At 62.8% G+C, this 21,553-nt stretch carries 19 protein-coding genes; 6 read left to right on the top strand and 13 right to left on the bottom strand.

The window, feature by feature from the left end:
* Positions 1–21 precede the first annotated feature (21 nt).
* The gene (gene atzF, locus LG409_RS06630; protein ID WP_227407883.1) at positions 22–1,833 is read left to right on the top strand and encodes an allophanate hydrolase; all 1,812 of its coding nucleotides are present in this window, start codon (positions 22–24) and stop codon (positions 1,831–1,833) included.
* 38 nt (positions 1,834–1,871) lie between these two features.
* Here atzF and LG409_RS06625 read toward each other — a convergent pair whose 3' ends face one another.
* From LG409_RS06625 to LG409_RS06605, 5 genes are all read right to left on the bottom strand, one after another.
* Entirely contained in the window at positions 1,872–2,924 is a 1,053-nt protein-coding gene (locus tag LG409_RS06625) for a hypothetical protein (RefSeq protein WP_227407882.1), read from the bottom strand.
* A 107-nt stretch (positions 2,925–3,031) separates the two neighbouring features.
* Complete coding sequence (gene vapC, locus LG409_RS06620; RefSeq protein ID WP_189462900.1) at positions 3,032–3,442, bottom strand: type II toxin-antitoxin system tRNA(fMet)-specific endonuclease VapC; 411 nt, start codon at positions 3,440–3,442, stop codon at positions 3,032–3,034.
* A complete protein-coding gene (gene vapB / locus LG409_RS06615; RefSeq protein ID WP_039177604.1) occupies positions 3,442–3,672 on the bottom strand; it encodes a type II toxin-antitoxin system VapB family antitoxin in 231 nt (76 codons plus the stop codon). Before vapB ends, vapC begins: the two co-directional genes overlap by 1 nt.
* A 219-nt stretch (positions 3,673–3,891) precedes the next feature.
* Entirely contained in the window at positions 3,892–5,571 is a 1,680-nt protein-coding gene (leuA, locus tag LG409_RS06610; protein ID WP_096923195.1) for a 2-isopropylmalate synthase, read from the bottom strand.
* A 13-nt stretch (positions 5,572–5,584) separates the two neighbouring features.
* Positions 5,585–6,481 carry an ion transporter gene (locus LG409_RS06605; protein WP_039177609.1) on the bottom strand — a complete coding sequence of 299 codons (897 nt, stop codon included), beginning with the start codon at positions 6,479–6,481 and terminating at the stop codon, positions 5,585–5,587.
* A gap of 161 nt (positions 6,482–6,642) precedes the next feature.
* Between LG409_RS06605 and LG409_RS06600 the strand changes: the two genes are divergently transcribed.
* Positions 6,643–7,485 (top strand): DUF6694 family lipoprotein, encoded by an 843-nt coding sequence (locus tag LG409_RS06600; RefSeq protein ID WP_227407881.1) that lies wholly within the window; start codon positions 6,643–6,645, stop codon positions 7,483–7,485.
* A gap of 88 nt (positions 7,486–7,573) precedes the next feature.
* Here LG409_RS06600 and serB read toward each other — a convergent pair whose 3' ends face one another.
* The 4 genes from serB to pgi all read right to left on the bottom strand — a co-directional run bounded on the left by serB (position 7,574) and on the right by pgi (position 14,507).
* Positions 7,574–8,518 (bottom strand): phosphoserine phosphatase SerB, encoded by a 945-nt coding sequence (serB, locus tag LG409_RS06595; protein WP_039177612.1) that lies wholly within the window; start codon positions 8,516–8,518, stop codon positions 7,574–7,576.
* Positions 8,519–8,521: 3 nt separating this feature from the next.
* Positions 8,522–10,774 carry a DNA topoisomerase IV subunit A gene (parC, locus tag LG409_RS06590; RefSeq protein ID WP_227407880.1) on the bottom strand — a complete coding sequence of 751 codons (2,253 nt, stop codon included), beginning with the start codon at positions 10,772–10,774 and terminating at the stop codon, positions 8,522–8,524.
* Positions 10,775–10,780: 6 nt separating this feature from the next.
* Positions 10,781–12,676, bottom strand: coding sequence for a DNA topoisomerase IV subunit B (gene parE / locus LG409_RS06585; RefSeq protein ID WP_096923197.1), 1,896 nt, complete (start codon positions 12,674–12,676; stop codon positions 10,781–10,783).
* Between the two features lie 121 nt (positions 12,677–12,797).
* Complete coding sequence (pgi, locus tag LG409_RS06580) at positions 12,798–14,507, bottom strand: glucose-6-phosphate isomerase (protein ID WP_016913414.1); 1,710 nt, start codon at positions 14,505–14,507, stop codon at positions 12,798–12,800.
* A gap of 114 nt (positions 14,508–14,621) precedes the next feature.
* Here pgi and cmoA point away from each other — a divergent pair, with 114 nt between their 5' ends.
* A complete protein-coding gene (gene cmoA, locus LG409_RS06575) occupies positions 14,622–15,365 on the top strand; it encodes a carboxy-S-adenosyl-L-methionine synthase CmoA (RefSeq protein ID WP_227407879.1) in 744 nt (247 codons plus the stop codon).
* A gap of 1 nt (position 15,366) precedes the next feature.
* Positions 15,367–16,377, top strand: a complete 1,011-nt coding sequence (gene cmoB, locus LG409_RS06570) for a tRNA 5-methoxyuridine(34)/uridine 5-oxyacetic acid(34) synthase CmoB (RefSeq protein WP_227407878.1) — start codon at positions 15,367–15,369, stop codon at positions 16,375–16,377.
* 7 nt (positions 16,378–16,384) lie between these two features.
* On the opposite strand, the gene LG409_RS06565 is transcribed toward cmoB, so the two are convergent.
* From LG409_RS06565 to LG409_RS06550, 4 genes are all read right to left on the bottom strand, one after another.
* A complete protein-coding gene (locus LG409_RS06565) occupies positions 16,385–17,059 on the bottom strand; it encodes a zinc metallopeptidase (protein ID WP_096923199.1) in 675 nt (224 codons plus the stop codon).
* Between the two features lie 157 nt (positions 17,060–17,216).
* The gene (locus LG409_RS06560) at positions 17,217–18,272 is read right to left on the bottom strand and encodes an App1 family protein (RefSeq protein ID WP_227407877.1); all 1,056 of its coding nucleotides are present in this window, start codon (positions 18,270–18,272) and stop codon (positions 17,217–17,219) included.
* Between the two features lie 62 nt (positions 18,273–18,334).
* The gene (locus LG409_RS06555; RefSeq protein WP_227407876.1) at positions 18,335–18,898 is read right to left on the bottom strand and encodes a type 1 glutamine amidotransferase domain-containing protein; all 564 of its coding nucleotides are present in this window, start codon (positions 18,896–18,898) and stop codon (positions 18,335–18,337) included.
* 69 nt (positions 18,899–18,967) lie between these two features.
* On the bottom strand, positions 18,968–19,870 hold the full coding sequence (locus LG409_RS06550) for a helix-turn-helix transcriptional regulator (RefSeq protein ID WP_227407875.1): 903 nt from the start codon (positions 19,868–19,870) through the stop codon (positions 18,968–18,970).
* A gap of 204 nt (positions 19,871–20,074) precedes the next feature.
* Between LG409_RS06550 and LG409_RS06545 the strand changes: the two genes are divergently transcribed.
* Both LG409_RS06545 and LG409_RS06540 read left to right on the top strand, forming a co-directional pair.
* Complete coding sequence (locus tag LG409_RS06545; RefSeq protein WP_016913407.1) at positions 20,075–20,773, top strand: ABC transporter permease; 699 nt, start codon at positions 20,075–20,077, stop codon at positions 20,771–20,773.
* Positions 20,770–21,495, top strand: coding sequence for an ATP-binding cassette domain-containing protein (locus LG409_RS06540; protein WP_227407874.1), 726 nt, complete (start codon positions 20,770–20,772; stop codon positions 21,493–21,495). The genes LG409_RS06545 and LG409_RS06540 overlap by 4 nt, the downstream gene beginning before the upstream one ends.
* The last annotated feature ends 58 nt before the right edge of the window (positions 21,496–21,553 follow it).

Raw genomic sequence — 21,553 nt, 5'->3', positions numbered from 1 at the left:
GAACTAGATTAGGAGACCACCATGGCACTCACCCAAGCGCTGGATATCGCCAGCCTGCACAGCGCCTATCGGCAGGGCAACCTGACACCTGCACGACTGGTAGAACACCTGCTCGATACACACGGCCATGACCCTGCCTGGATCACCCGGCTAACACGTGAGCAATTAGCGCCCTACCTCCAACGCCTGGAAGGCGAATCGCCGGAGACCCTGCCCCTGTACGGCATTCCGTTTGCGATCAAGGACAATATCGACCTGGCGGGCGTTCCGACCACCGCTGGCAGCCCGGCGTATGCCTATACACCTACGGAAAATGCTTTTGTGGTGCAGCAGTTGATCGATGCGGGAGCGATCCCCATGGGCAAAACCAACCTGGATCAGTTTGCCACGGGGCTGGTCGGTGAACGGGCGCTGGAGGTTTACGGCACGCCCGCCAATGCCTTCGACCCGACGCGGGTGCCGGGTGGCTCCAGCAGTGGCTCGGCGGTGGTCACGGCGGCAGGCATGGTCAGCTTTGCTCTCGGTACCGATACGGCGGGCTCAGGCCGTGTGCCGGCCTGTTTTCACAACTTGTACGGGGTCAAGCCAAGCCTTGGCCTGCTCAGCACCCGCGGCGTAGTACCCGCCTGCGCAACGCTGGACACCATCAGCCTGTTTACCTTCACCGCCGACGATGCCGCGAAAGTGCTCAGCATTACCGCTGCCTATGATGATCAGTGCGCCTGGTCGCGAAAGCACGATTTTGCCGTGCACGCCAGACGCTATGGAAAGGCCCCTTCTGCGTTCCGCTTTGGCGTACCGCCGCAAGCCCAATGGCAAACGGATGCGGCCTACACCCAGGGCATGCACCAGGCCATTGCCCACCTTGAAGCGTTGGGCGGTGAAAGGGTCGAGCTGGACTGCGCGCCACTGCTGGCGGCGGCGCGCCTGCTTTACGAAGGCCCCTGGGTGGCCGAGCGCTACCACGTGATTCGTGAGCTGATGGCCAGCCACCCCGAAGCCATTCACCCAGTGACGTTTCAGATCACGCAAGGCGGGGCCACCCCGCTGGCGGTCGATGCCTTCGATGCCCGCTATCAGCTCGCCGAATTCAAGCGTCAGGCCGATGCGCTCATCGCCCAGGTGGATGTGATGCTCAGCCCCACCACGGTGACCCACCCCACCAAGGCAGATGTCGCCGCTGACCCAATTGGCGTGAACTCACGGCTGGGGACCTGGACCAACTTCATGAACCTGCTCGACTACAGCGCCCTGGCGGTACCTGTGGCATTGTCCGAGAGCGGCCTGCCTGCCGGAGTCACCTTGTTCGGCCCGGCGTTTGCCGACCTGATGCTGCTGTCGTTGGCGCGGGCGCTGGAAGCACGCGTGATGCTGCCACTGGGGGCAACCGGCATTGCACATCCGCCACTCGCTGATTTGGCAACCACCGCCCAGGACGGCCACATGGAGATCGTGGTGTGCGGCGCTCACCTGAGCGGCTTACCCCTCAACCACCAACTGACGGAGCGCGGCGGCGTACTGCTCGAAGCGAGCCAGACGGCTCCTTGCTACAAGCTGTTCGCGCTGGCAGGCGGGCCGCCTTCGCGTCCGGCGCTGCTGCGCGATGCGGGGGGCCAGGCCATTGACGTCGAGGTATGGCGGTTGCCCGTCGAGACCGTGGGCAGCTTTCTGGCCGGGATTCCCGCGCCGCTGGGGCTGGGGCAGGTGGAGCTGGCCAGCGGCCGCTGGGCGTGTGGATTCATCTGCACTGCCGGGGCGTTGAACGAAAGCGGTACCGCCAGGGACATTACCGAATTCGGCAGTTGGCGAAAGTGGCTGGCCAGCCACGCCTGACACCGCCCGCCGCTCTGAGCAATGACCTCAGAGCGGCGCTACCCACGCTGCCTCGGCGCGTGTGCAAGCGTCCTGGCGCACAGGCGCGCCACCGGCAGTAGCAGCCAGAGCAAGGGGGAAATCAACCAGCGATATAGCCAGCGAGCCATGATCAGCACCGGCAGCAAGACCAAGAACCACAGCAGCCACTGCCCCAACCAGGTGGGCCAGCCAAGCCAGTTGGCCAGATTGGCGCCGAGCGCGCTCACCAGGCTGGGGTGGCGTACCACCACGTAGGCCGTGCCCGCCACTGCCGCCACGCGCGCCATGCGAGGCAGCGCTGTGAAACGTCCCGTGCTGGCCGCGACGCCCACACGGGCACCCTGCGCCTCCAGCGCGCCGACTCGGCCTGCCCGGGCGGCTCTTCCCGCTCGCAGCACCTTGACCGTGCTGGCCATCACCAGCAGGTCCACCCCTGCCCACCCGAAATCGCTGGCACGCACGCCGTCACCGCTGCGCCACTGGCTCTCCAGTTGACGAATCCCACTGGTGAAAAAGTCGCCCACCCCGGTCACGACACGCTCGCCTTGCAGCCAATTCACCTGGCCTTCACGGTCGATGACGAACTGGTTCAACAGTGCGTGCCCCTCGGCATCGAGGAATGCAATGCCCATCAGCCCGCGCTGCTGGGCCGACCATTGCGCCGGGGCAGGCATCTCTTCATCGCTCCACCATCGGCTCAGCTGCTGATAGCGCTCACCCAGCCAGTGCTGCGCACGCAGCGTGGCGCTGTCGTGATGATGAAAATAGCTGACTGGCAGCACCGCATCGGCACCATAACGCACCAATACGTCTTGCCACTGGGGTGAGAGCCCGTACGCGAGCAGTACCTCCCGGGCGAGGTCGCCATGCTGCATGACAGCCAGCCAGGCGCTCATCCACAGCGCCTGATCGGAAGCGTAGTGCAGCATCAGCGCATTGATCTCAGGAGACTCTTGCTCAAGGGGCAATGCAGGCAGTGCCTTGTGGGCTTCCAGCCGCACCAGCCGTGGCTCGAAGGGCTCGTGGGAGGCAGCCGAGGTCAATATTGCAGCTGCCAAGGCAATCAGCACGAAGACCCACCCAACCCGTGTTACCCATCCTCTGCACATTGACGGCTATCCTGCTGTTCTATGCTGGAATAATCGCTTTGACACTAGGTGGTCTCCCGCCATAGAGGTCACTGCCCCGGGCCTACCCAATCTTCTACACGCAAGCCCGGCACTGCTTTGAACTCGCGCATATTGTTGGTGACCAGTATCAGCCCTCGTGAGCGCGCGTGACCGGCGATCATTTGATCGTAAGGGCCTATGGGCTTGCCCACCTTGGCTTGTTCAGCGCGCAGCTGCCCTGTATGCGATGCCGCTGCCTCGTCGTACATCAACACGTCCAGCCTGGCTGCAAACCCTTCGATGGTGGCTAAATTACGTTCAGGGAAAGCAGATTTTTCTGCACCATACACCAACTCCATCAGTGTGACAGTACTGATGCACAGCTGCCCATGATGCTGTTTGAATGCCTCACGAACCTCTTGCGGACGATTTTTAATCGTGAAAATGCAGATATTGGTATCGAGCATGAACTTGAGCATCAAAACAGGTCTCGTTCCTGTTCGGGGGGCTGCTCACGAGACGACATGAAGTCAGCGCTCACGCCTTCTCCCTCAAACCAGCTATCCCAGGCCTCCCCGGCTGGCGATATAACCCGGGTACGACCAATGGCCACGATGTCGACTCGCTTTACACCTTCTGGCAGAGCCAACGCTTTGGGCAGTCGAACCGCCTGGCTTCGATTACTCTGAAAGACTGCGCCTTGTTCCATGATCAGACTCCTGTGCCAAGACCATCGGGAGATACCGTACATGGAACTCATGTTAGCCAACGCAATGGATATGTCAAAGGGATATACACCCTAATGAGCCTACCCAATCCTGTAGCTGGCGATGCACTTCCTCCATGGGCAGATACGCCTGCTCCATGCTGATCTCTGAGTCAGTGCATCTTGTAAACCGTGTTTACTCCAACGTTGCCGCCTAAACGTTTACTGTTGGGAACGAGCCGCATGATAACGATTGATGGCACTCAGCACGCCTTTCATGGAGGCGCTGGTGATGCTCTCGTCGCTGCCGACGCCAAACACGGCCTGGCCGTCGATACGGACTTCGACATAGGCAATGGCTTCCGCATCGGCGCCCTGGCCTCGGGAGTGCTCGTGGTAGTCGATGATCTCCACGTCGTGACCATGGGCGTGTAGCGCTTTGACGAAGGCCGCCAGCGGGCCGTTGCCCTGACCGCTCAGCAGATGGCGTTCGCCCTGCTGCTCCACGACGGCTTCCAGGGTGACCCGAGGGCTATCCGGCTCGGAGGCCAGGCGGTGGTTGACCAGCGCCAGCGGTGTCTGCTGCTCCAGGTACTCTTCCAGGAAGGCCTGATAGATCATCTGGGAAGTGATCTCGCGACCCGTACGGTCCGCCACTTCCTGCACCACCTGGCTGAATTCGATGGAGAGCCTGCGCGGTAGCTCGATGCCGTGCTCCTGCTCCAGCAGGTAGGAGATGCCGCCCTTGCCCGACTGGCTGTTGACGCGAATCACGGCTTCGTAGCTGCGCCCGACATCCATGGGGTCGATGGGCAGGTACGGCACGTCCCAGGGGGCTTCGGGGTTGGCGCGACGCTCGGCCATGCCCTTCTTGATGGCATCCTGGTGCGAACCGGAAAACGCCGTGAACACCAGGTCGCCCACGTACGGATGGCGCGGATGAACCGGCAGCTGGTTGCAGTACTCCACTTCGCGCATGATCGGCGTGATATTGGAGAAATCGAGCTGGGGGTGTACGCCCTGGGTGTACATGTTCATGGCCAGCGTCACGATATCGACATTGCCGGTACGCTCGCCATTACCGAACAGGGTGCCCTCGATTCGGTCGGCACCCGCCATCAGCGTCAACTCCGCCGCCGCCACGCCGGTGCCGCGGTCGTTGTGCGGGTGCACGCTGACGATCAATGTATCGCGCTTTTTCACATGGCGGCAGAACCACTCGATCTGGTCGGCGTAATTGTTGGGCGTGGCCACTTCGACCGTGGCCGGCAGGTTGACGATCATCCGGTTGTCCACGCTGGGGCCGAAGGTGTCCATCACGGCTTCGACGATCTCCACGGCAAAAGGCATTTCCGTGGTCGTGAACAGTTCCGGCGAATACTGGAAGGTCCACTGGGTCTCCGGGTTGGCGGCCATCAGGTCACGTATCTGCGCCGTGGCGTCCACGGCAATTTGCACGCACTCTGCCTTGTCGACGTTGAACACCACCCGTCGAAACATCGGGTCGGTGGCATTGTAGACGTGCACGATGGCGCGCTTGGCGCCCTTCAGCGCCTCGAAGGTGCGCTCGATCAGATGCGGCCGTGCCTGGGTCAGCACCTGGATGGTGACGTCGTCGGGAATCTTGTCCTGCTCGATCAACGAGCGCACGAAATCGAAATCGGTTTGCGACGCAGAAGGAAAGCCCACTTCGATCTCTTTGAAACCGATCTTCAGCAGCATGTCGAACAACCGCTGCTTGCGCTCCTGATCCATGGGGTCGATCAGCGACTGGTTGCCATCGCGCAGGTCGACGCTGCACCAGATGGGCGGCGTGTCGATACGCTGGCCGGGCCACTGACGGTCGGGCAGGTCCACCGCCACGAAAGGGCGATACTTTTTCGAAGGGTCCTTCATCATCATCGTGGCTCTCCTGTTATTCGTCGCGGTCAGGCTTTGCTTGCCCAGGCTGTGCTAGACCAGGCTTTGCTTGCCCAGGACTGGCTTGCGCGGCCGCCTGCAGGGCGGACTCCATGCGATCCAACTGGCTGCGCAGTGCGCGCACGTCGTCACGCAGGCCCTGTATCTCTGCAGCTTCGCCTTCTCCGCTTTCTAAATCAATCTGCGCGCTCTCTTTCTGCATCACGTCCAGCACGATACCGATCATCATATTCAGGAAAATGAACGCATTCAAAAAGATGAAGGTCAGAAAGTAGATCCAGGCGTAGGGGTACTGCTCCATAGTGGGATACAGCACCGCCGTGGCCCAGCTCTCGAAGGTGGCCACCTGGAACAGCGTCAGCATGGCCAGCGCAATGTTGCCCCACAGCTGCTCATCCACGGTATGGAAGATGAAGCTGCCCACCGCCGCGTAGATATAGAAGATGATGAACATCAGCAGCGCCACGTAGCCCATCCGTGGAATGGACTTGATCAACGCCACCAGCAGCAGGCGCAGCTCGGGAATCATCGACACCAGACGCAGCACCCGGAAGATGCGCAGCAGGCGTGCCAGCAGCACCATCTCAGAGTCGTCCATGGGAATGAGGCTGGCCGTGACGATCAGGAAGTCGAAGATGTTCCAACCCTTCTTGAAGAAGTTGGTCAGATTGCGTTCGGCGGCCATGCGAATCAGCAGTTCCACCAGAAAGAAGATGGTGACGGCGACGTCCAGATAGATCAGCCACTGCTCGAACTGACTGACCTCATCGTAGGTGCGGGCACCGATGGTCAGGGCAGACAGCACGATGATGGCGATCACCACGGTCTCGAACAGCTTGTTGCTGCGCAGCTTTTCAAAGCGCGCCTGCCAGGTAGTAAAGGATGCACTCATGGAACGGGGCTTCTCGGAAACGTTGAATCGGCACACTTTATACCAAAAAGAGCCGCCTTCCACCTGCTGGATACAGGGGAGTTTTACTGCTCCTGCTAGTGGTCGATACCACTTTCGGGTAAGCTCCCTGTCGGTTTTTTGGCCTGTAACGAGGTACAACTATGCGGCGCCTGACAAGGCTATCGATACTGTCGTTGACGGCCCTGCTGATAGCGGGCTGTGCTGACCCCAAAATTGATACGAGTTCGATGCCCGCAGCCGTGGTGTCCATCGAGAAAGTCCGCGATTCGCTGCCCACCTACAAACGCGACGAGTTCGACCAGGCGCTGAAGATCATCGCCATGTCGTCTTTCAGCGGTATCAGCGTGCTGCAGCCCGGGCGCATGAACGCGGCTGAAATCGCCGAGTCGGCCAACGCCTACATGCATGGGCTCACCGGCGACCAGGTCATCGAGCGAGCCGACGAGATGCTGCGCCAGCGCCGTGCCCGAGAGCGTGACCAGGCCCTGCGCACCTTGAGCCGCCTGGAAGAAAAAGAGGCCAACGCCGAAGCCGCCCAGCAGCAGCTGGCGCGGGTAAGTATCGACAGGGCGCGCTACTATCTTGCTTCCAGCCCATTCGGAGCGCTGGAGCCGGTCATTGAACTAGAGGTCAGCAACGATTCTGATGCAGCCATTGCCGAGCTGCAGCTGCGCGGCGTACTGCGCAGCGCCAACCGCGACGTTGCCTGGGTAGACGAGACGTTCTACTACGTGATTTCCGGCGGCCTGGCGCCGGGTGAGCGCGCCACCTGGAGCCTGGCACCCAACCGTTTTGGCCCTTGGGGCAACGATCAGATACCCCGAGATGTCCAGCTCACCCTCACGCTGAAGGGCGTGAAGGATGCCCAGGGCCAACGGCTGTGGCACGCGCCTACGCTGACGGAGGCCGAAACCGAACGGCTGGAAGCCCTGCGGGCCGAGTACGGTAGCCTGACGCCCAGCACCGAGGGTCCTTCGAGCTGAACAGGGCGGCCAAACGCCGCCCCGTCAATCACTGGATAAGGTCGAAGATAGGGTCGAACTGGATAGAGTCGAACTGAATGGGGTCGAACTAGACAGGATCGATCAGCTCGGCCTGGGAATAGCCCAGCAGATAGAGCACGCCATCCAGCCCCGCCACGCCCAGCGCCTGACGCGCCTCGGCACGCACCAGCGGCTTGGCGCGAAACGCTACGCCCACTCCCGCCTTGGCCAACATCTTCAGGTCGTTGGCCCCGTCACCTACCGCCACCGTCTGCGCCAGGTCGATACCTTCACGCTGGGCAATCTGCTCCAGCAGCAGCGCCTTGCGCTCGGCATCGACGATGGGCTCCTGGACTTCGCCTGTGACCTTGCCCTGCTGAATCACCAGCTCATTGGCGTGGATCTCATCGAAGCCAAGCCGTGCCTGCAGGCCACGGGCAAAATAGGTAAAGCCACCAGAAAGGATGGCAGTGCGGATCCCCTGATGGCGAAGATTGGCCATCAGCCGCTCGACACCGTCCATCAGCGGCAGCTCGGCCGCAATGCTGGCCAACACCGACTCATCCAGCCCCGCCAGCTTGCTCATCCGCTCCCGGAAGCTGGCCTGAAAGTCCAGCTCGCCGCGCATCGCCCGCTCGGTGACTTCAGCCACTTCGTCGCCTACCCCGTGGCGGCGCGCCAGCTCATCGATCACCTCGGCCTTGATCAGGGTGGAGTCCATATCGAAACAGACTAGCCTGGGAGCCCCCAGGTGGCGCCGGTCGGGTTGCACCACCACGTCGGCCCCCAGCGTTTCCCCCAGCGCCAGCGCCGCCTGACGCAGCTCCCGCCACTCGGCGGGAGCGCCAGCCAGATGCAGCTCCAGGCAATCCAGCGGCGCGCCTTCTGCCACCTGGGCCAACGGCGTGCGCTGCTGCTCCTGCAGGCCGAACTGCGCCAGCAGTGCCGCCAGGGGCGGCTCCATGTCGGGTGTCCAGCGTGGTGCCAGTACACTCATCACCACATCGGCTACTGCTTCATCACCGCGTGCCATCGGTCACTCCCCTGCTTCTAGTCGTTCAACTTTTTGGAAACCGCGCGGCAACTTGCTGCCCCGACGCCCACGTTCACCCCGGTAATAAGCAAGGTCATCGGCCTTGAGCGTCAGCTTGCGCTTGCCCACATGAATGATCAGCTCTCCGCCTTCCGGCACAATGGCGATATCACGCAGGAACTCTTCGCGCCGCGCCGCCCGGGGGCCGGGGATATCGAGCATCTTGTTGCCCTTGCCCTTGGCCATCTCGGGCAACTGGTCCAGCGGGAAGAGCAGCAGCCGCCCTTCATTGGAAACCGACGCCACCCACAGCGATTCGCCTTCCGGCACCTCCACGGGCGCCATGACGCTGCAGCCCTTTGGCACGCTGAGTACCGCCTTGCCCGCCTTGTTCTTGCCGGTCAGCGCCTCCAAGGGCGCGACGAAGCCATAGCCACCATCGCTGGCCAGCAAAAAGCGTCGCGTGGGCGGCGCCAGCATCAAGCCCGCCATCTGGGCGCCCGCCGAGACATTGGCGCGGCCGGTGACCGGCTCGCCCTGCCCTCGGGCGCTGGGCAGGTTGTGCGCTGGCAGCGTGTAGGCACGGCCAGTATCGTCCAGCAGCACCAGCGGCTGATTGGTCTTGCCCCGGGCAGCCAGGCGGAAGCTGTCGCCCGCCTTGTACGATAGCCCTTCAGGGTCGATGTCATGGCCCTTGGCCGCACGGATCCAGCCCTTGTCGGACAGCACCACGGTAATCGGGTCGGCTCCCAGCAGCTCCACTTCCGAGAGCGCTTTCGCTTCGCTGCGCTCGACCAGCGGCGAACGGCGCGCATCGCCGTGCTCCTTGCCCGCCGCGCGAATCTCTTTTTCGATCAGCGTAGTGAGCTTGGCGTCGCTGCCTAGCAGGCCTTGCAGGGTCTTGCGCTCTTTCTCCAGCTCGTCCTGCTCGCCGCGAATCTTCATCTCCTCCAGCTTGGCCAGGTGGCGCAGGCGCAGCTCCAGAATCGCCTCGGCCTGCCGCTCGGAGAGGCCAAAAGCGCTCATCAGGGCAGGTTTGGGCTCGTCCTCCTCGCGGATGATACGAATCACTTCATCGATGTTCAGGTAAGCCGTCAGCAGGCCTTCCAGAATGTGCAGGCGATCTTCCACCTTGCCCAGCCGATGCTCCAGGCGACGGCGCACCGTGGCACGACGAAAGCGCAGCCACTCGCCCAGCATGTCATTCAGCGGCATGACCCGTGGCCGACCGTCCAGGCCAATCACGTTCATGTTCACCCGCACGTTCTTTTCGAGGTCCGTGGTGGCGAACAGGTGGGCCATCAGCGACTCCACGTCCACTCGGCTGGAGCGCGGCTCGATCACCAGGCGGGTGGGCTCTTCATGGGTCGACTCGTCACGCAGGTCGGCCACCATGGGCAGCTTCTTCGCCTGCATCTGCGCGGCGATCTGCTCCAGCACCTTGGCACCGCTGACCTGGTAAGGCAGCGCGGTGATCACCACGTTGGCCTCTTCTCGCACGTAGCGAGCGCGCAGCTTCACCGAGCCACGGCCGCTTTCATAGAGCTTTTGCAGGTCCGCTTTGGGGGTGATGATCTCGGCATCGGTGGGGAAGTCCGGTGCGGGCACGAACGCCATCAGCTCGGCCGTGGTGGCCTTGGGGTTGCGCAGCAGATGGCAGGTGGCATCGACCACTTCCGATACGTTGTGCGGCGGAATGTCCGTGGCCATGCCCACGGCAATGCCGGTGCCGCCATTGAGCAGCACATGGGGCAGACGAGCCGGCAGTACCACCGGCTCCTGCATGGTGCCATCGAAATTGGGCGCCCACTCCACGGTGCCCTGGCCCAGTTCGCTGAGCAGCACGTCGGCGAATTTGGAGAGCTTGGCCTCGGTGTAGCGCATTGCCGCGAAGGATTTGGGGTCGTCCGGGCTACCCCAGTTGCCCTGGCCATCCACCAGCGGGTAGCGGTAGCTGAACGGCTGGGCCATCAGCACCATGGCTTCGTAGCAGGCGCTGTCGCCGTGGGGGTGGAACTTGCCCAGCACGTCGCCCACGGTACGCGCCGACTTCTTGTACTTGGCGTTGGCGTGCAGCGCCAGTTCACGCATGGCATAAATGATGCGCCGCTGCACGGGCTTCATGCCGTCACCGATGTTGGGCAACGCGCGGTCGAGAATGACGTACATCGAGTAGTCGAGGTACGCTTTTTCGGTGTAGTCGCGCAGGGACAGACGCTCGACGTCGCCCTCCGCTACCTGAATATCCATGGTCATCGGAGGTTATACCTCAATGTCTGCGAGGTTGCCGTAATCTTCCAGCCACTTCTTGCGGTCGCTGGCACGTTTTTTCGCCAGCAGCATGTCCATCATCTCCAGCGTGCCGTCCCCCTCGCTCAGCGTGAGCTGCACCAGCCGGCGGGTCTCCACGGCCATGGTGGTTTCACGCAGCTGTAGCGGGCTCATTTCGCCCAGCCCCTTGAAGCGCTGCACGTTGGGGGTGCCGCGCTTGCTGGCCAATTGCTTGAGGATGGCGGCCTTTTCGCTCTCGTCCAGGGCGTAGTGTACTTCCTTGCCCAGGTCGATCCGGTAGAGCGGCGGCATGGCCACGAACACATGGCCTGCATCCACCAGGGCGGGGAAGTGCCTCACGAACAAGGCACACAGCAGCGTGGCGATGTGCAGGCCATCCGAATCGGCATCGGCCAGGATGCAGATCTTGTGGTAGCGCAGCTTTTCCAGGTCGGCACTGCCGGGGTCGGCGCCAATGGCCACCGCGATGTCGTGGACTTCCTGGGAGCCGTAGATATCGTGGGTCTCGACCTCCCAGGTGTTCAGAATCTTGCCGCGCAGCGGCAGGATGGCCTGGGTTTCGCGGTTGCGCGCCTGCTTGGCGCTGCCCCCGGCCGAGTCCCCTTCCACCAGAAACAGCTCGCTCTGGGCCGGGTCCTGGCCCGAACAGTCGGCCAGCTTGCCCGGCAGCGCGGGGCCCGAGGTGACCTTCTTGCGCGCCACTTTCTTCGATTTCCGCTGACGCTGCTGGGCAGCGCTGATCACCAGCTCGGCCAACTGCTCGGCCTGCTCCACGTGGTGGTTCAGCCACAGCGAGAACGCGTCTTTCACCACGCCGGACACGAATCCGGCGATGGTACGCGACGACAGCCGCTCCTTGGTCTGCCCGGCAAACTGAGGGTCGAGCATCTTGACCGACAGCACGAAGGACGCGCGCTCCCACAGGTCTTCGGCGGTGAGCTTGATACCCCTGGGCAGCAGATTGCGGAATTCGCAGAACTCCCTCAGGGCATCCAGCAACCCCGCCCGGAAACCGTTCACATGGGTGCCGCCCTGGGGCGTGGGGATCAGGTTGACGTAGCTCTCCAGCAGCGCTTCGCCACCTTCCGGCAGCCACTGAATCGCCCAGTCCACGCCATGCTCGTCATCATTGAAGTGGCCAACGAAAGGCTCCTTGGGGAGCACCTCGTAGCCATCGGTGGCTTCGGCCAGGTAGTCGCGCAGGCCATCGGCGTACGCCCACTCGGTTTTGGTGCCGTCCGGCTCCACCAGCGTGACCGCCAGCCCCGGACACAGCACCGCCTTGGCCCGCAGCAGGTGCTTCAATCGTGAGAGCGCAAGTTTGGGGCTGTCGAAGTAGCTTTCGTCCGGCCAGAAGCGCACCAATGTTCCGGTGGCACGCTTGGCGGCCTTGCCGATCTCCTTGAGCTCTTCGACCTTTTCGCCGTGTTCGAAGGCAATGGCATGGCGCGCGCCGTCACGGGTGACCTCGACCTCCAGCCGCCGCGACAGCGCATTGACCACCGATACGCCCACGCCGTGCAAGCCGCCGGAGAAGCGGTAGCTCGACGAGGAGAATTTACCCCCCGCGTGGAGCTTGGTCAGAATCAGCTCGACCCCCGAGACGCCGTGCTCGGGATGCAGGTCGATGGGCATGCCGCGCCCGTTGTCCTGCACTTCGATGGCGCCATCGCCGTGCAGCACGACGCTGATGGCCGTGGCATGCCCAGCCAGCGCTTCATCGACACTGTTGTCGATGACCTCCTGCGCCAGGTGATTGGGCCGCGAGGTATCGGTATACATTCCAGGGCGCTTGCGCACCGGCTCAAGCCCGGAGAGAACCTCGATGGAACTCGCGCCGTACTGAGAAGCATCAAACTGGGTCATGTAACGTCAGTTCCTAAAAATACGTACTGTCGACGGCGTGCGCCGCCGACAAAAGGGCACAGGATAGCGGAAAAGCAAAAAGCTGTATATCCAGCCATGAAAAACGGGCGCCACGCATCTCTTAGCCGCGCGGCGTCTGCTCCGCCGCCCAGAACGCTTCGATCAGCCCACGGCTGGACGCGTCCAAACGCGCCAGCTCGCCGTCGCCTTCGATGATGGCCTGGGTGTCGGTAGCAATCTGCTTGCCCAGCTCGACGCCCCACTGGTCGAAAGGATTGATGTCCCAGATCACCGCCTGCACGAACACCTTGTGCTCGTAGAGCGCAATCAACGCCCCCAGGGTGGCGGGCGTGAGCTTGTCCAGCAGCACCGTGGTCGAGGGCTGATTACCGCGATAGCGCTTGTGTTCGGGGCGCGGGCCGTCCTCCTCCAGCGCATCATCCCCCAGCATCAGCACCCGCGACTGGGCGAAGCAGTTGGCCAGCGCCAGCCGATGCTGGGCCTTCAGGTGGCGGCGAGTGTCCGGGTCTTCGACCTCGTCGTAGCGCTTGAGCGGGGCAATGAAGTCGCAGACCACCGGCTGGGTGCCCTGGTGCAGCAGCTGATAGAACGCATGCTGAGCATTGGGACCCAACTGCCCCCAAAGCACCGGGCAGGTAGAGTAACTCACCGCCTGGCCCTGGCGGGTCACGGATTTACCGTTGGACTCCATTTCCAGCTGTTCCAGATAGGCGGCAAAATATTCCAGACGCCCGTCATAGGGCAGAATCGAATGGGCACGAATGTCCAGGAAGTTCACGTTCCAGATACCCGCCAGGCCCAGCAGCACGGGCAGGTTGTCGGCCATGGGCGCCGTCTTGAAGTGGGTATCCATGGCGTGCGCGCCCGACAGCAGCGCACGAAAGTTCTCCATGCCGATCACCAGGGCAATCGGCAGGCCGATGGTGCCCCAGAGCGAATAGCGCCCCCCCACCCACTCCCAGAACATCAGCTGGTGGTCCGGGGTGATGCCCCACTCGCTCATTTTTTCCGGGCTTGCCGAGACGCCAATGAAGTGCTGACGCACGACCAGTTCGGCACTGATGGTGTGCGCCTGAGGGGCTTCGCCAGCTTCTGCATGTCGGGACAGCCGCCCCAGCAGCCAGTCACGGGCGGTATTGGCGTTGGACAGCGTATCGATGGTGGTGAACGACTTCGAAGAGAGCACGAACAGCGTCGTCTCCGGGTTGAAACGCGTCAGGTAGTCGGCCAGCTGCGAGCCATCCATGGTCGAGGCAAAGTGCACCTCGACGGGGTGAATGTCGCTGGGGCGATAATCGGCCAGCGCATGGGTCACCATCAGCGGGCCCAAATCCGAACCGCCTACCCCCAGGTTCACCACGTGACGAATCGGCTTGCCGGTGGCACCGCGCCACTGGCCCGCGTGCAGGCGCTGCACCAGGCACTCCATCTGCGCCAGGCTGTCGTGCACGGCCCCGACGATGTCTTCACCCTCCACCTCCAGCTGGGCATCGGCGGGCAAGCGCAAGGCGGTGTGCAGCGCCGGGCGGTTTTCGCTGACGTTGACCCGCTTACCGCTCAACAGCGCTTCGATGGCCCCCGGCACGCCCGCCTCTTCCGCCAGGCCCAGCAAATGCTCCAGGGTGTCGTCATCCCAGCGCTGTTTGGAGAGGTCCAGCGTCAGCCCCGCCACGTGACGGGTGAAGTGTGACCAGCGCTCGGGGTCGTCACCAAACAGGTTCTTCAGATGGATGTGACGAATCGCCTGGGCATGCTGGGTAAGCGTTTGCCAAGCGGGTAGCGTATCGGGAGTTGCCTTTGCTGAAGCCATGTGCCCTCTCCTGTGGCGTCGTTCCGTGAGGCAGGAATCTGTGATCGACGGGCCTGTTCTGGATTAACAAGGGCGCGTAAACTAGCGAGCCTCATTAACCAGCCTGGCTTGCCCATGAGTGATGCATCTTACCGCGACGCTATCTTTTCAACACCCCTGGATAAGGTGGCAAGGTTCTCTTTCGATGAACAGGTCGTCGCCTGCTTTCCCGACATGATCCGCCGCTCGGTGCCCGGCTATGGCCAGATCCTGGGCATGCTGAGCCTGATCGCCCAGCGCCATTTGCGCCACGGCGCCCATGTCTACGACCTGGGCTGCTCGCTGGGGGCCTCGGGCCTGGCGCTGGCCGGGGCCATGCCCGCCGACGCTTTCCGCTATACCGGCATCGACCTCTCGCCTGCCATGGTCGAGCGTGCTCGCCAGACCTTTTTCGACGAGAGCCCCGACCACGCCATGCAGGTGGAAGAAGCCGACATCCGCACCTACGCGTACGCGCCCTCGGGGATGATCATTCTCAACTTCACGCTGCAGTTTCTGCCTCCCGCCGACCGAGATGCCCTGCTCAAGCGGCTGTACGCTGCCCTGGAGCCCGGCGGCGTGCTGATTCTCTCGGAAAAGACCATCGACGCCGACGAGCGCGACAATGCCTGGCGAGTAGAGCGCTACCACGACTTCAAGCGTGCCAACGGCTACAGCGATATGGAAATCAGCCAGAAACGCACGGCGCTAGAGAACGTGCTGATTCCCGACACTCTGGATGCCTTGCACGAGCGGTTGTCGCAGGCGGGCTTTCCGCGCTCGATGACCTGGTTTCAGTACCTGAACTTCACCTCGCTGATCGCGTTCAAGGAGGGCTGACGTGGCGCTGCTTCCCGACGATCATCGCGTGCTGTATCAAGCGTTTCTGGATCAGGCCACGCAGGACGCTTCACTGACGCCGTGGCTGGCCAAACTTCCCGAGCAGCTGGCCAGCGGGCTGGACCGCCAGCGCCACGGCGACCTTTCCGCCTGGGAAAAGGCCGTGGCCAAGCTGCCCCCGCTGCCCGAAGAGCGCCACGTCGACCTCAACAGCGACACGCTGACGGTAGAGCTGGCACTTACCGAGAGCCAGCAGCGCCAGTGTTTCAACCTGCTGCGCAAGCTGGCCCCCTGGCGCAAGGGGCCGTTTTGCCTGGGAGATATTCATATCGACACCGAGTGGCGCTCCGACTGGAAATGGCAGCGCGTCGCGCCGCATCTTGCCCCGCTCAAGTATCGCAAAGTGCTGGATGTCGGCGGCGGCAGCGGCTACCACGCCTGGCGCATGGCAGGCGCAGGCGCCGCCTTCGTGCTGGTGATCGACCCTTCCCCGCGCTTCTACTGGCAGTTTCAGGCCGTGCGCCACTTCGTGGGTGACGCCGATGAAGGCCGCACGCACTTCCTGCCCGTGGGTATCGAGGATGTACCGGAAAACCTGGGCTTCTTCGATACGGTGTTCTCCATGGGGGTGCTCTACCATCGCCCTTCGCCCCTGGAGCACCTGCAACAGCTCAAGGGCGCGCTGGCCCCCGGCGGCGAGCTGGTGCTGGAAACCCTGGTAGTGGAAGGCGACGAGCAGACCGTGTTCGTGCCCGGCGAGCGCTACGCCGCCATGCCCAACGTCTACTTCCTGCCCTCATCCCGCGCCCTGTGCCACTGGCTGGAGCGCTGCGGCTTCACCAACGTGCGCGTAGTGGATGAAGCCGCCACCACGCTGGACGAGCAGCGCTCCACCGAGTGGATGACCTATCAGTCACTGGCCGACTTTTTGGATCCCTACGACCGCACCCGCACCATAGAGGGCTACCCCGCCCCCCGCCGCGCAGTGATTCTGGCGAACAAGCCGGCGTAAGCCAGGCTCAGCGCCGCAAAATCACCAGCCAGCGCCCCAGGTTCATGACGCTGGCCAAGGAGGCGGCCACGTAGGTGAAGGCGCAAGCGGTCAGTACGTGGCGGGCACCGGGCATGTCGTAGGGGGGCACGTAGTCTTTCAGCAGCGGCAGGGCCCGATTGAAGCTGGCATCGAACTCGACCGGTAGCGTGACCAGATGCACCAGTGCCGCAGTGCCAAAACTGATCACGGCCATCGCCACCACCGCTGCCAGGCCGCCGGGCAAGCGGGTCAGCAGGAACAGGAAAGGCGCGAGCATCATCAGCACCGCCCCCAGCTTTTCCGCTCTTTGCGCCAGCTGCACCAGGCGGCTGCGGGCCAGCAGCGGCGCATAGCCTTCATGGTGCTGCAGAGCATGGCCCACTTCGTGAGCCGCCACGGTGACGGCAGTGAGCGAGCGACCGTCGTAGTGGTCTGGCGTCAAGCGCACACAGCGGGCTTCCGGGTCGTAGTGGTCGCCATGCTCGGTACGCTCTACCTTGACCCCTTCTACGCCCAGGCGGCGCAACAGGTGCTCGGCCAGTTCGGCCCCGGTGCCCGGGTAGTCGTCACGGCCACGGGTGTGACGCTTCAGCACCCATTTCGCCCAGACGTTGGGCAGTACGAAGATTGCCAGCATGACGGCAATGACCAGAATCCACATAACTCCACCGCTGCGTTCACAGGTAATTCAGAGAGGCTTCGACAAGCCGTGGGGCACTGACGGCGGCAAAGCAAGCTGCTCGCGACGGCCAGTGCCTACGTAAAATGACCCGCAAGCGGGCCATTAGTTTTACCATGATACGCGCGGGGGCGCAGCGTCAGTCGGGGTCGTTGTGATGTGCGGCGACATCACGCTTGACGGCCTGCAGCCCGCGGGCAGATATATCGCCCTGTCCGTGGGCATGTTCGGCCATCAGCACGCTATCAGCGGCCAACACCAGTTCGCACTGGGTGTGCGCCAACTGCTCACGCAGGCGTTGAATGGCTTCTTCGCGTTTGGGGTCACTGTCCACCCGTCGGATGTAGATCGCCTTGATGCGCTCCGGGTAGGCTTTGACGACCTCGGTATACACTTCCGGGTCGTGCTGGCCGCTGTCGCCGATCAGGATGCAGGGCATGTCCTGATAGAGCGCCAGCATGCGGTCGATCAGGTCGCGCTTGTGGGCTTCTGCCCGGCGCGGCCAGGGCTTGCGCCAGGAGATACCCCATTCGCGCAGAAACAGGATCGGCCCCACCGGAATACGGTTGAGCTGAAAGAAGGCTTCGAGCATTTCATAGATGGCCCAGGGGCCACGGGACACGTACAGAATGGGACGCTCTGCCTTTTCGGTCTGGCCACGGTAGAGCGCCTGGTACAGCGATGCCACGCCGGGAAACGCGGTGCGTCGATGGGGTTTGCGCACGAACAGTCGATAGAGCATCTTCAGCTTTTCGGCCACACCGGTGAACATCACGGTGTCGTCGATATCACTGATCACCAGCAGGTCGGCCTCGGGGGGCGGCACGTAGACTTCCACGCTGGTGCGCACCGTGGGCTGACCGCTGGCACGTACGACGATATCGGCACGGTGCCAGGAAACGTCCACTGGCAGCGTCGAGGTGATGGGCAAATGGGCGTCGAAATAACCGTCGCGGTCGGTGGTCAGCGTCAGCTGATTTTCGCCCACACGGATCTCTACCTGGGCATCGGCCAGGCCACGGCGAAAGATGCGCCGGGCCACGTCGGCCGTGTCACGCAATATGCCGCGCCGCGGGATGGCACGCCCAAGCGCCGCCTGTCGAAACACGCGGCCCATGACGAAAATTTCCTGTTGAGAGCCGTAGCCACGATAAGGGTGCACCATCATGCCACCCCGGCCACGATCCTTTTTCATGGGTTTGGCAACGACATGGGCAAGCCTTTTGGCAAAGCTTGCCCACTGGTGATACCACGCCATTAAGCGTGCTGACCCGAGTGACGCCCTTCCTGCAGCTCTTCCAGCAGCTTGGCGTTGAAGGCATCCAGGTCCTTGGGGGTGCGGCTGGTCACGAGCCCACTGTCGACCACCACCGGCTCGTCTACCCAGTTCACGCCCGCATTGCGCAAATCCTGAGCGACGCTGGCGACCGAGGTCATCTTGCGCCCTTCCACCACGTCTGCATTGATCAGAATCCACGGGGCGTGACAGATGGCCGCCACCGGCTTGCCTGCCTGAAAGAAGGCTTTGACGAAGCTCAGCGCCTCATCGTTCATGCGCAGCTCGTCCGGGTTGAACAGGCCACCGGGAAGCACCAGGGCGTGATAGTCCGCCTCGCTGGCTTGTGCAAGCGACTTGTCGGCGCGGTAGGTATCGCCCCACTCGGTCTCTGCCCAAGCGCGGATCTCCTTGCCTTCCGGGGAGATCACATGCACATCGACGCCTTCTTTTTGCAGCGCGGCGCGAGGTACGCTCAGCTCGGACTCTTCGAAACCATCCGTTGCCAGAATAGCGACGCGTTTACCGTTCAGTGCTTGATTCATCATGCTCTCCATTTCGTGATGAGTAGTCGTGTACAGCACCTAACCAGTGTGGCGCATCTTATACCATCGTCAAGCATTGTATAAAACGCGACCCAGCTGGCTGATGTCGTAACCTTTCAGCGCCTCGGCCCGCTGATGAAAGCGCGGCTGCCGGGCAAAGGCCATCAGCGCTTGCATGGTGGGCTCGAAAGCGCTGCGTCGATGCAGGACCAGATCGAACGACTCCTCCACCAAGGGAATGAAATGAAGCTGCTGGCGATGCGCCGCCGCCTCCATGCCCACCCCGACATCCGCCTCTCCCTGAGCAATGGCCAGGCCGAGATCCTCCTCGCTGAGCGCCATGTGGTCGGCCCAGCGCAGCGCGTCAGACGCGATGGACGCTTGCTTCAACAAGCCTCGCAGCAAATGCGCAGCCCCGGCATCGGGCTGGCGATGAGCACACACCACGTCTGGGCGGGCAAGATCCTTGATCGTCTTCAGGCCCAGCGGGTTGCCCGGCGCTACTATCAGACCCTGACGGCGCTTGGCCCAGTGCAGCACCACCAGATCCTTGACCCCACCCAACCCCAGCAAGGTCGGTTCGTTGTAGCGGCCGCTGTCAGGGTCCCGCAAGTGGATACCCGCCACCATGGCCTTGCCTTCGAGCAAGCGCCGAATGCCGTCGCCACTCCCATGGCACAGCGATGCCAGGTCGCAGCCACTCTCACGAATCGCCCACTCCAGCAGCGGATCGAGGCTTCCGGCCAGCACCTGAGGGGGCGGCAACCGTTGGGCCTGGTCGCCTTCCAGGTGGCTCAACACCCACATGTCGATGTGCTGACGAGGAAACAGCAGTTTCCCGGTCGCACGGCTACAAGGGATCTGCCCCTGGCGCACCAGGTCATACACCTTGCGCTCCTTGAGCCGCAGATACTCCGCCACTTCCGCCGTCGTAAGGTACTCTTTTGAATACTCTTTCAGAGACTCTCTCACCCGCCCACCTTCAATTCCTGCATGAGACTGCATAGTAGCGCATATTTTTCAGCGCACCGTGCATCCCGGGAAATTTACGTACACTATGTTCCTGCCTGATGCTCCTACCAGCATCGTGACTTTTCAAATACATCATGACCTTACAACGACATCCTACAAGCACAATGAACCTGCCCCTATCAGCAACCCTGGCCACGGAACGTCATGTCGGATAACCCATTCAGCACCGCGATAGCGCTCATTCTGGGCATGGACCCTGCGCTCGTGGCCATCGTGACGCTATCGCTTCAGGTGTCGCTGATCGCCGTCACCCTGGCCAGCCTGTTGGCACTGCCCCTGGGGGCGGCGCTGGCACTGTGGCAGTTCCCCGGGCGGAACGCTCTGATCGTGGTGCTCAATGCCCTCATGGGACTACCTCCCGTGGTCGCGGGCCTGTGCGTCTACCTTCTGCTTTCCCGTGCGGGGCCATTGGGTCAGTTCGGGCTGCTGTTCTCGCCCACCGCCATGGTCATTGCCCAGGTGATTCTCGTCTTTCCGATCATTGCTGCCCTGACACGCCAGCAGGTGGAAGCCCTGCACAGCGAGTACGCCGAACAGCTGCGTTCGCTCGGGCTCGGCCAACTGCGCATGATGCCCACGCTGCTATGGGATGCGCGCTTTGGCCTGCTGACCGTGATCCTGGCGGGCTTTGGCCGCGCCAGTGCGGAGGTGGGCGCAGTGATGATCGTGGGGGGCAATATCGACGGCGTGACCAGGGTCATGACCACCAGCATCGTGCTGGAAACCAGCAAGGGTAACCTGGCGATGGCCTTGGGGCTGGGCATCATTCTGCTCAGTCTGGTCACCTTGATCAATGCACTGGCCCACTGGGTCAGTGAAACGGCAAAACGGCGGTTAGGATGAACGTACCTCTCAGCCCCGCGGCTTCCACCGTCCCCAGCCTGCATTTTCAGCAGGTCAGCTTCTGCCACCGTGGCGACACGCTGCTGGCACCGACCACGCTGGCGCTGCACGGCTGCCGCCGGACGCTGGTAATGGGCCCCAACGGGGCTGGCAAAAGCCTGCTCATGCGCTTGGCGCATGGGCTGCTGCGCCCCAGCGGTGGCCAGGTGACCTGGGAAGGCAAGCCGCCGGTGCAGGCCATGGTCTTTCAGCGCCCGGTGCTGCTGCGCCGTTCGGCGCTGGACAACCTCACCTACGCCCTGGCCGTGCATCGGGTGCCTCGCCGCCAGCGCAAAGCGCTGGCCTTGCAGGCATTGGAAAAGTTCGGCCTGACCAGCCTGGCCAAACGCCCCGCCCGGGTGCTTTCCGGAGGCGAGCAGCAACGTCTCACGCTGGCACGGGCCTGGCTGCTCAAGCCTGCCGTCCTGTTTCTGGATGAACCCACCTCCGCCCTGGACCCGGCGGCCATCAAGGCCGTGGAAGACGCGGTCAATGAGTTCCATCAGGCAGGCACGCGTATCGTCATGACCACCCACGATTTGCACCAGGCCCGGCGTCTGGCCGACGACGTGCTGTTCATGTACAGCGGTCAGTTGATCGAACACACCTCGGCAGAAGACTTTTTTGACACCCCGGCAACAGCGCAAACCAGGGCGTTCATACGGGGCGAGCTGGTCTGGTAAGCCCTACTCTGGCAAGCCCTACTCTAGCAAGCCCCACCACGACGCTTGAACAATACCC

The sequence above is a fragment of the Halomonas sp. NyZ770 genome (assembly GCF_020616575.1).
Classification (GTDB): Bacteria; Pseudomonadota; Gammaproteobacteria; order Pseudomonadales; family Halomonadaceae; genus Vreelandella; species Vreelandella hamiltonii.
The sequence above is the reverse complement of the archived record's forward strand: the minus strand, read 5'-3'. Positions and strand labels throughout refer to the sequence as shown.

What these genes read in the sequence shown, in the direction of transcription:
- atzF (WP_227407883.1), top strand. Translation starts at nt 22, where the DNA reads ATGGCACTCACCCAAGCGCTGGATATCGCCAGCCTGCACAGCGCCTAT.
- vapC (WP_189462900.1), bottom strand. Translation starts at nt 3,442, where the DNA reads ATGCTCAAGTTCATGCTCGATACCAATATCTGCATTTTCACGATTAAA.
- vapB (WP_039177604.1), bottom strand. Translation starts at nt 3,672, where the DNA reads ATGGAACAAGGCGCAGTCTTTCAGAGTAATCGAAGCCAGGCGGTTCGA.
- leuA (WP_096923195.1), bottom strand. Translation starts at nt 5,571, where the DNA reads ATGATGATGAAGGACCCTTCGAAAAAGTATCGCCCTTTCGTGGCGGTG.
- LG409_RS06605 (WP_039177609.1), bottom strand. Translation starts at nt 6,481, where the DNA reads ATGAGTGCATCCTTTACTACCTGGCAGGCGCGCTTTGAAAAGCTGCGC.
- LG409_RS06600 (WP_227407881.1), top strand. Translation starts at nt 6,643, where the DNA reads ATGCGGCGCCTGACAAGGCTATCGATACTGTCGTTGACGGCCCTGCTG.
- serB (WP_039177612.1), bottom strand. Translation starts at nt 8,518, where the DNA reads ATGGCACGCGGTGATGAAGCAGTAGCCGATGTGGTGATGAGTGTACTG.
- parC (WP_227407880.1), bottom strand. Translation starts at nt 10,774, where the DNA reads ATGACCATGGATATTCAGGTAGCGGAGGGCGACGTCGAGCGTCTGTCC.
- parE (WP_096923197.1), bottom strand. Translation starts at nt 12,676, where the DNA reads ATGACCCAGTTTGATGCTTCTCAGTACGGCGCGAGTTCCATCGAGGTT.
- pgi (WP_016913414.1), bottom strand. Translation starts at nt 14,507, where the DNA reads ATGGCTTCAGCAAAGGCAACTCCCGATACGCTACCCGCTTGGCAAACG.
- cmoA (WP_227407879.1), top strand. Translation starts at nt 14,622, where the DNA reads ATGAGTGATGCATCTTACCGCGACGCTATCTTTTCAACACCCCTGGAT.
- LG409_RS06565 (WP_096923199.1), bottom strand. Translation starts at nt 17,059, where the DNA reads ATGTGGATTCTGGTCATTGCCGTCATGCTGGCAATCTTCGTACTGCCC.
- LG409_RS06560 (WP_227407877.1), bottom strand. Translation starts at nt 18,272, where the DNA reads ATGAAAAAGGATCGTGGCCGGGGTGGCATGATGGTGCACCCTTATCGT.
- LG409_RS06555 (WP_227407876.1), bottom strand. Translation starts at nt 18,898, where the DNA reads ATGAATCAAGCACTGAACGGTAAACGCGTCGCTATTCTGGCAACGGAT.
- LG409_RS06545 (WP_016913407.1), top strand. Translation starts at nt 20,075, where the DNA reads ATGTCGGATAACCCATTCAGCACCGCGATAGCGCTCATTCTGGGCATG.
- LG409_RS06540 (WP_227407874.1), top strand. Translation starts at nt 20,770, where the DNA reads ATGAACGTACCTCTCAGCCCCGCGGCTTCCACCGTCCCCAGCCTGCAT.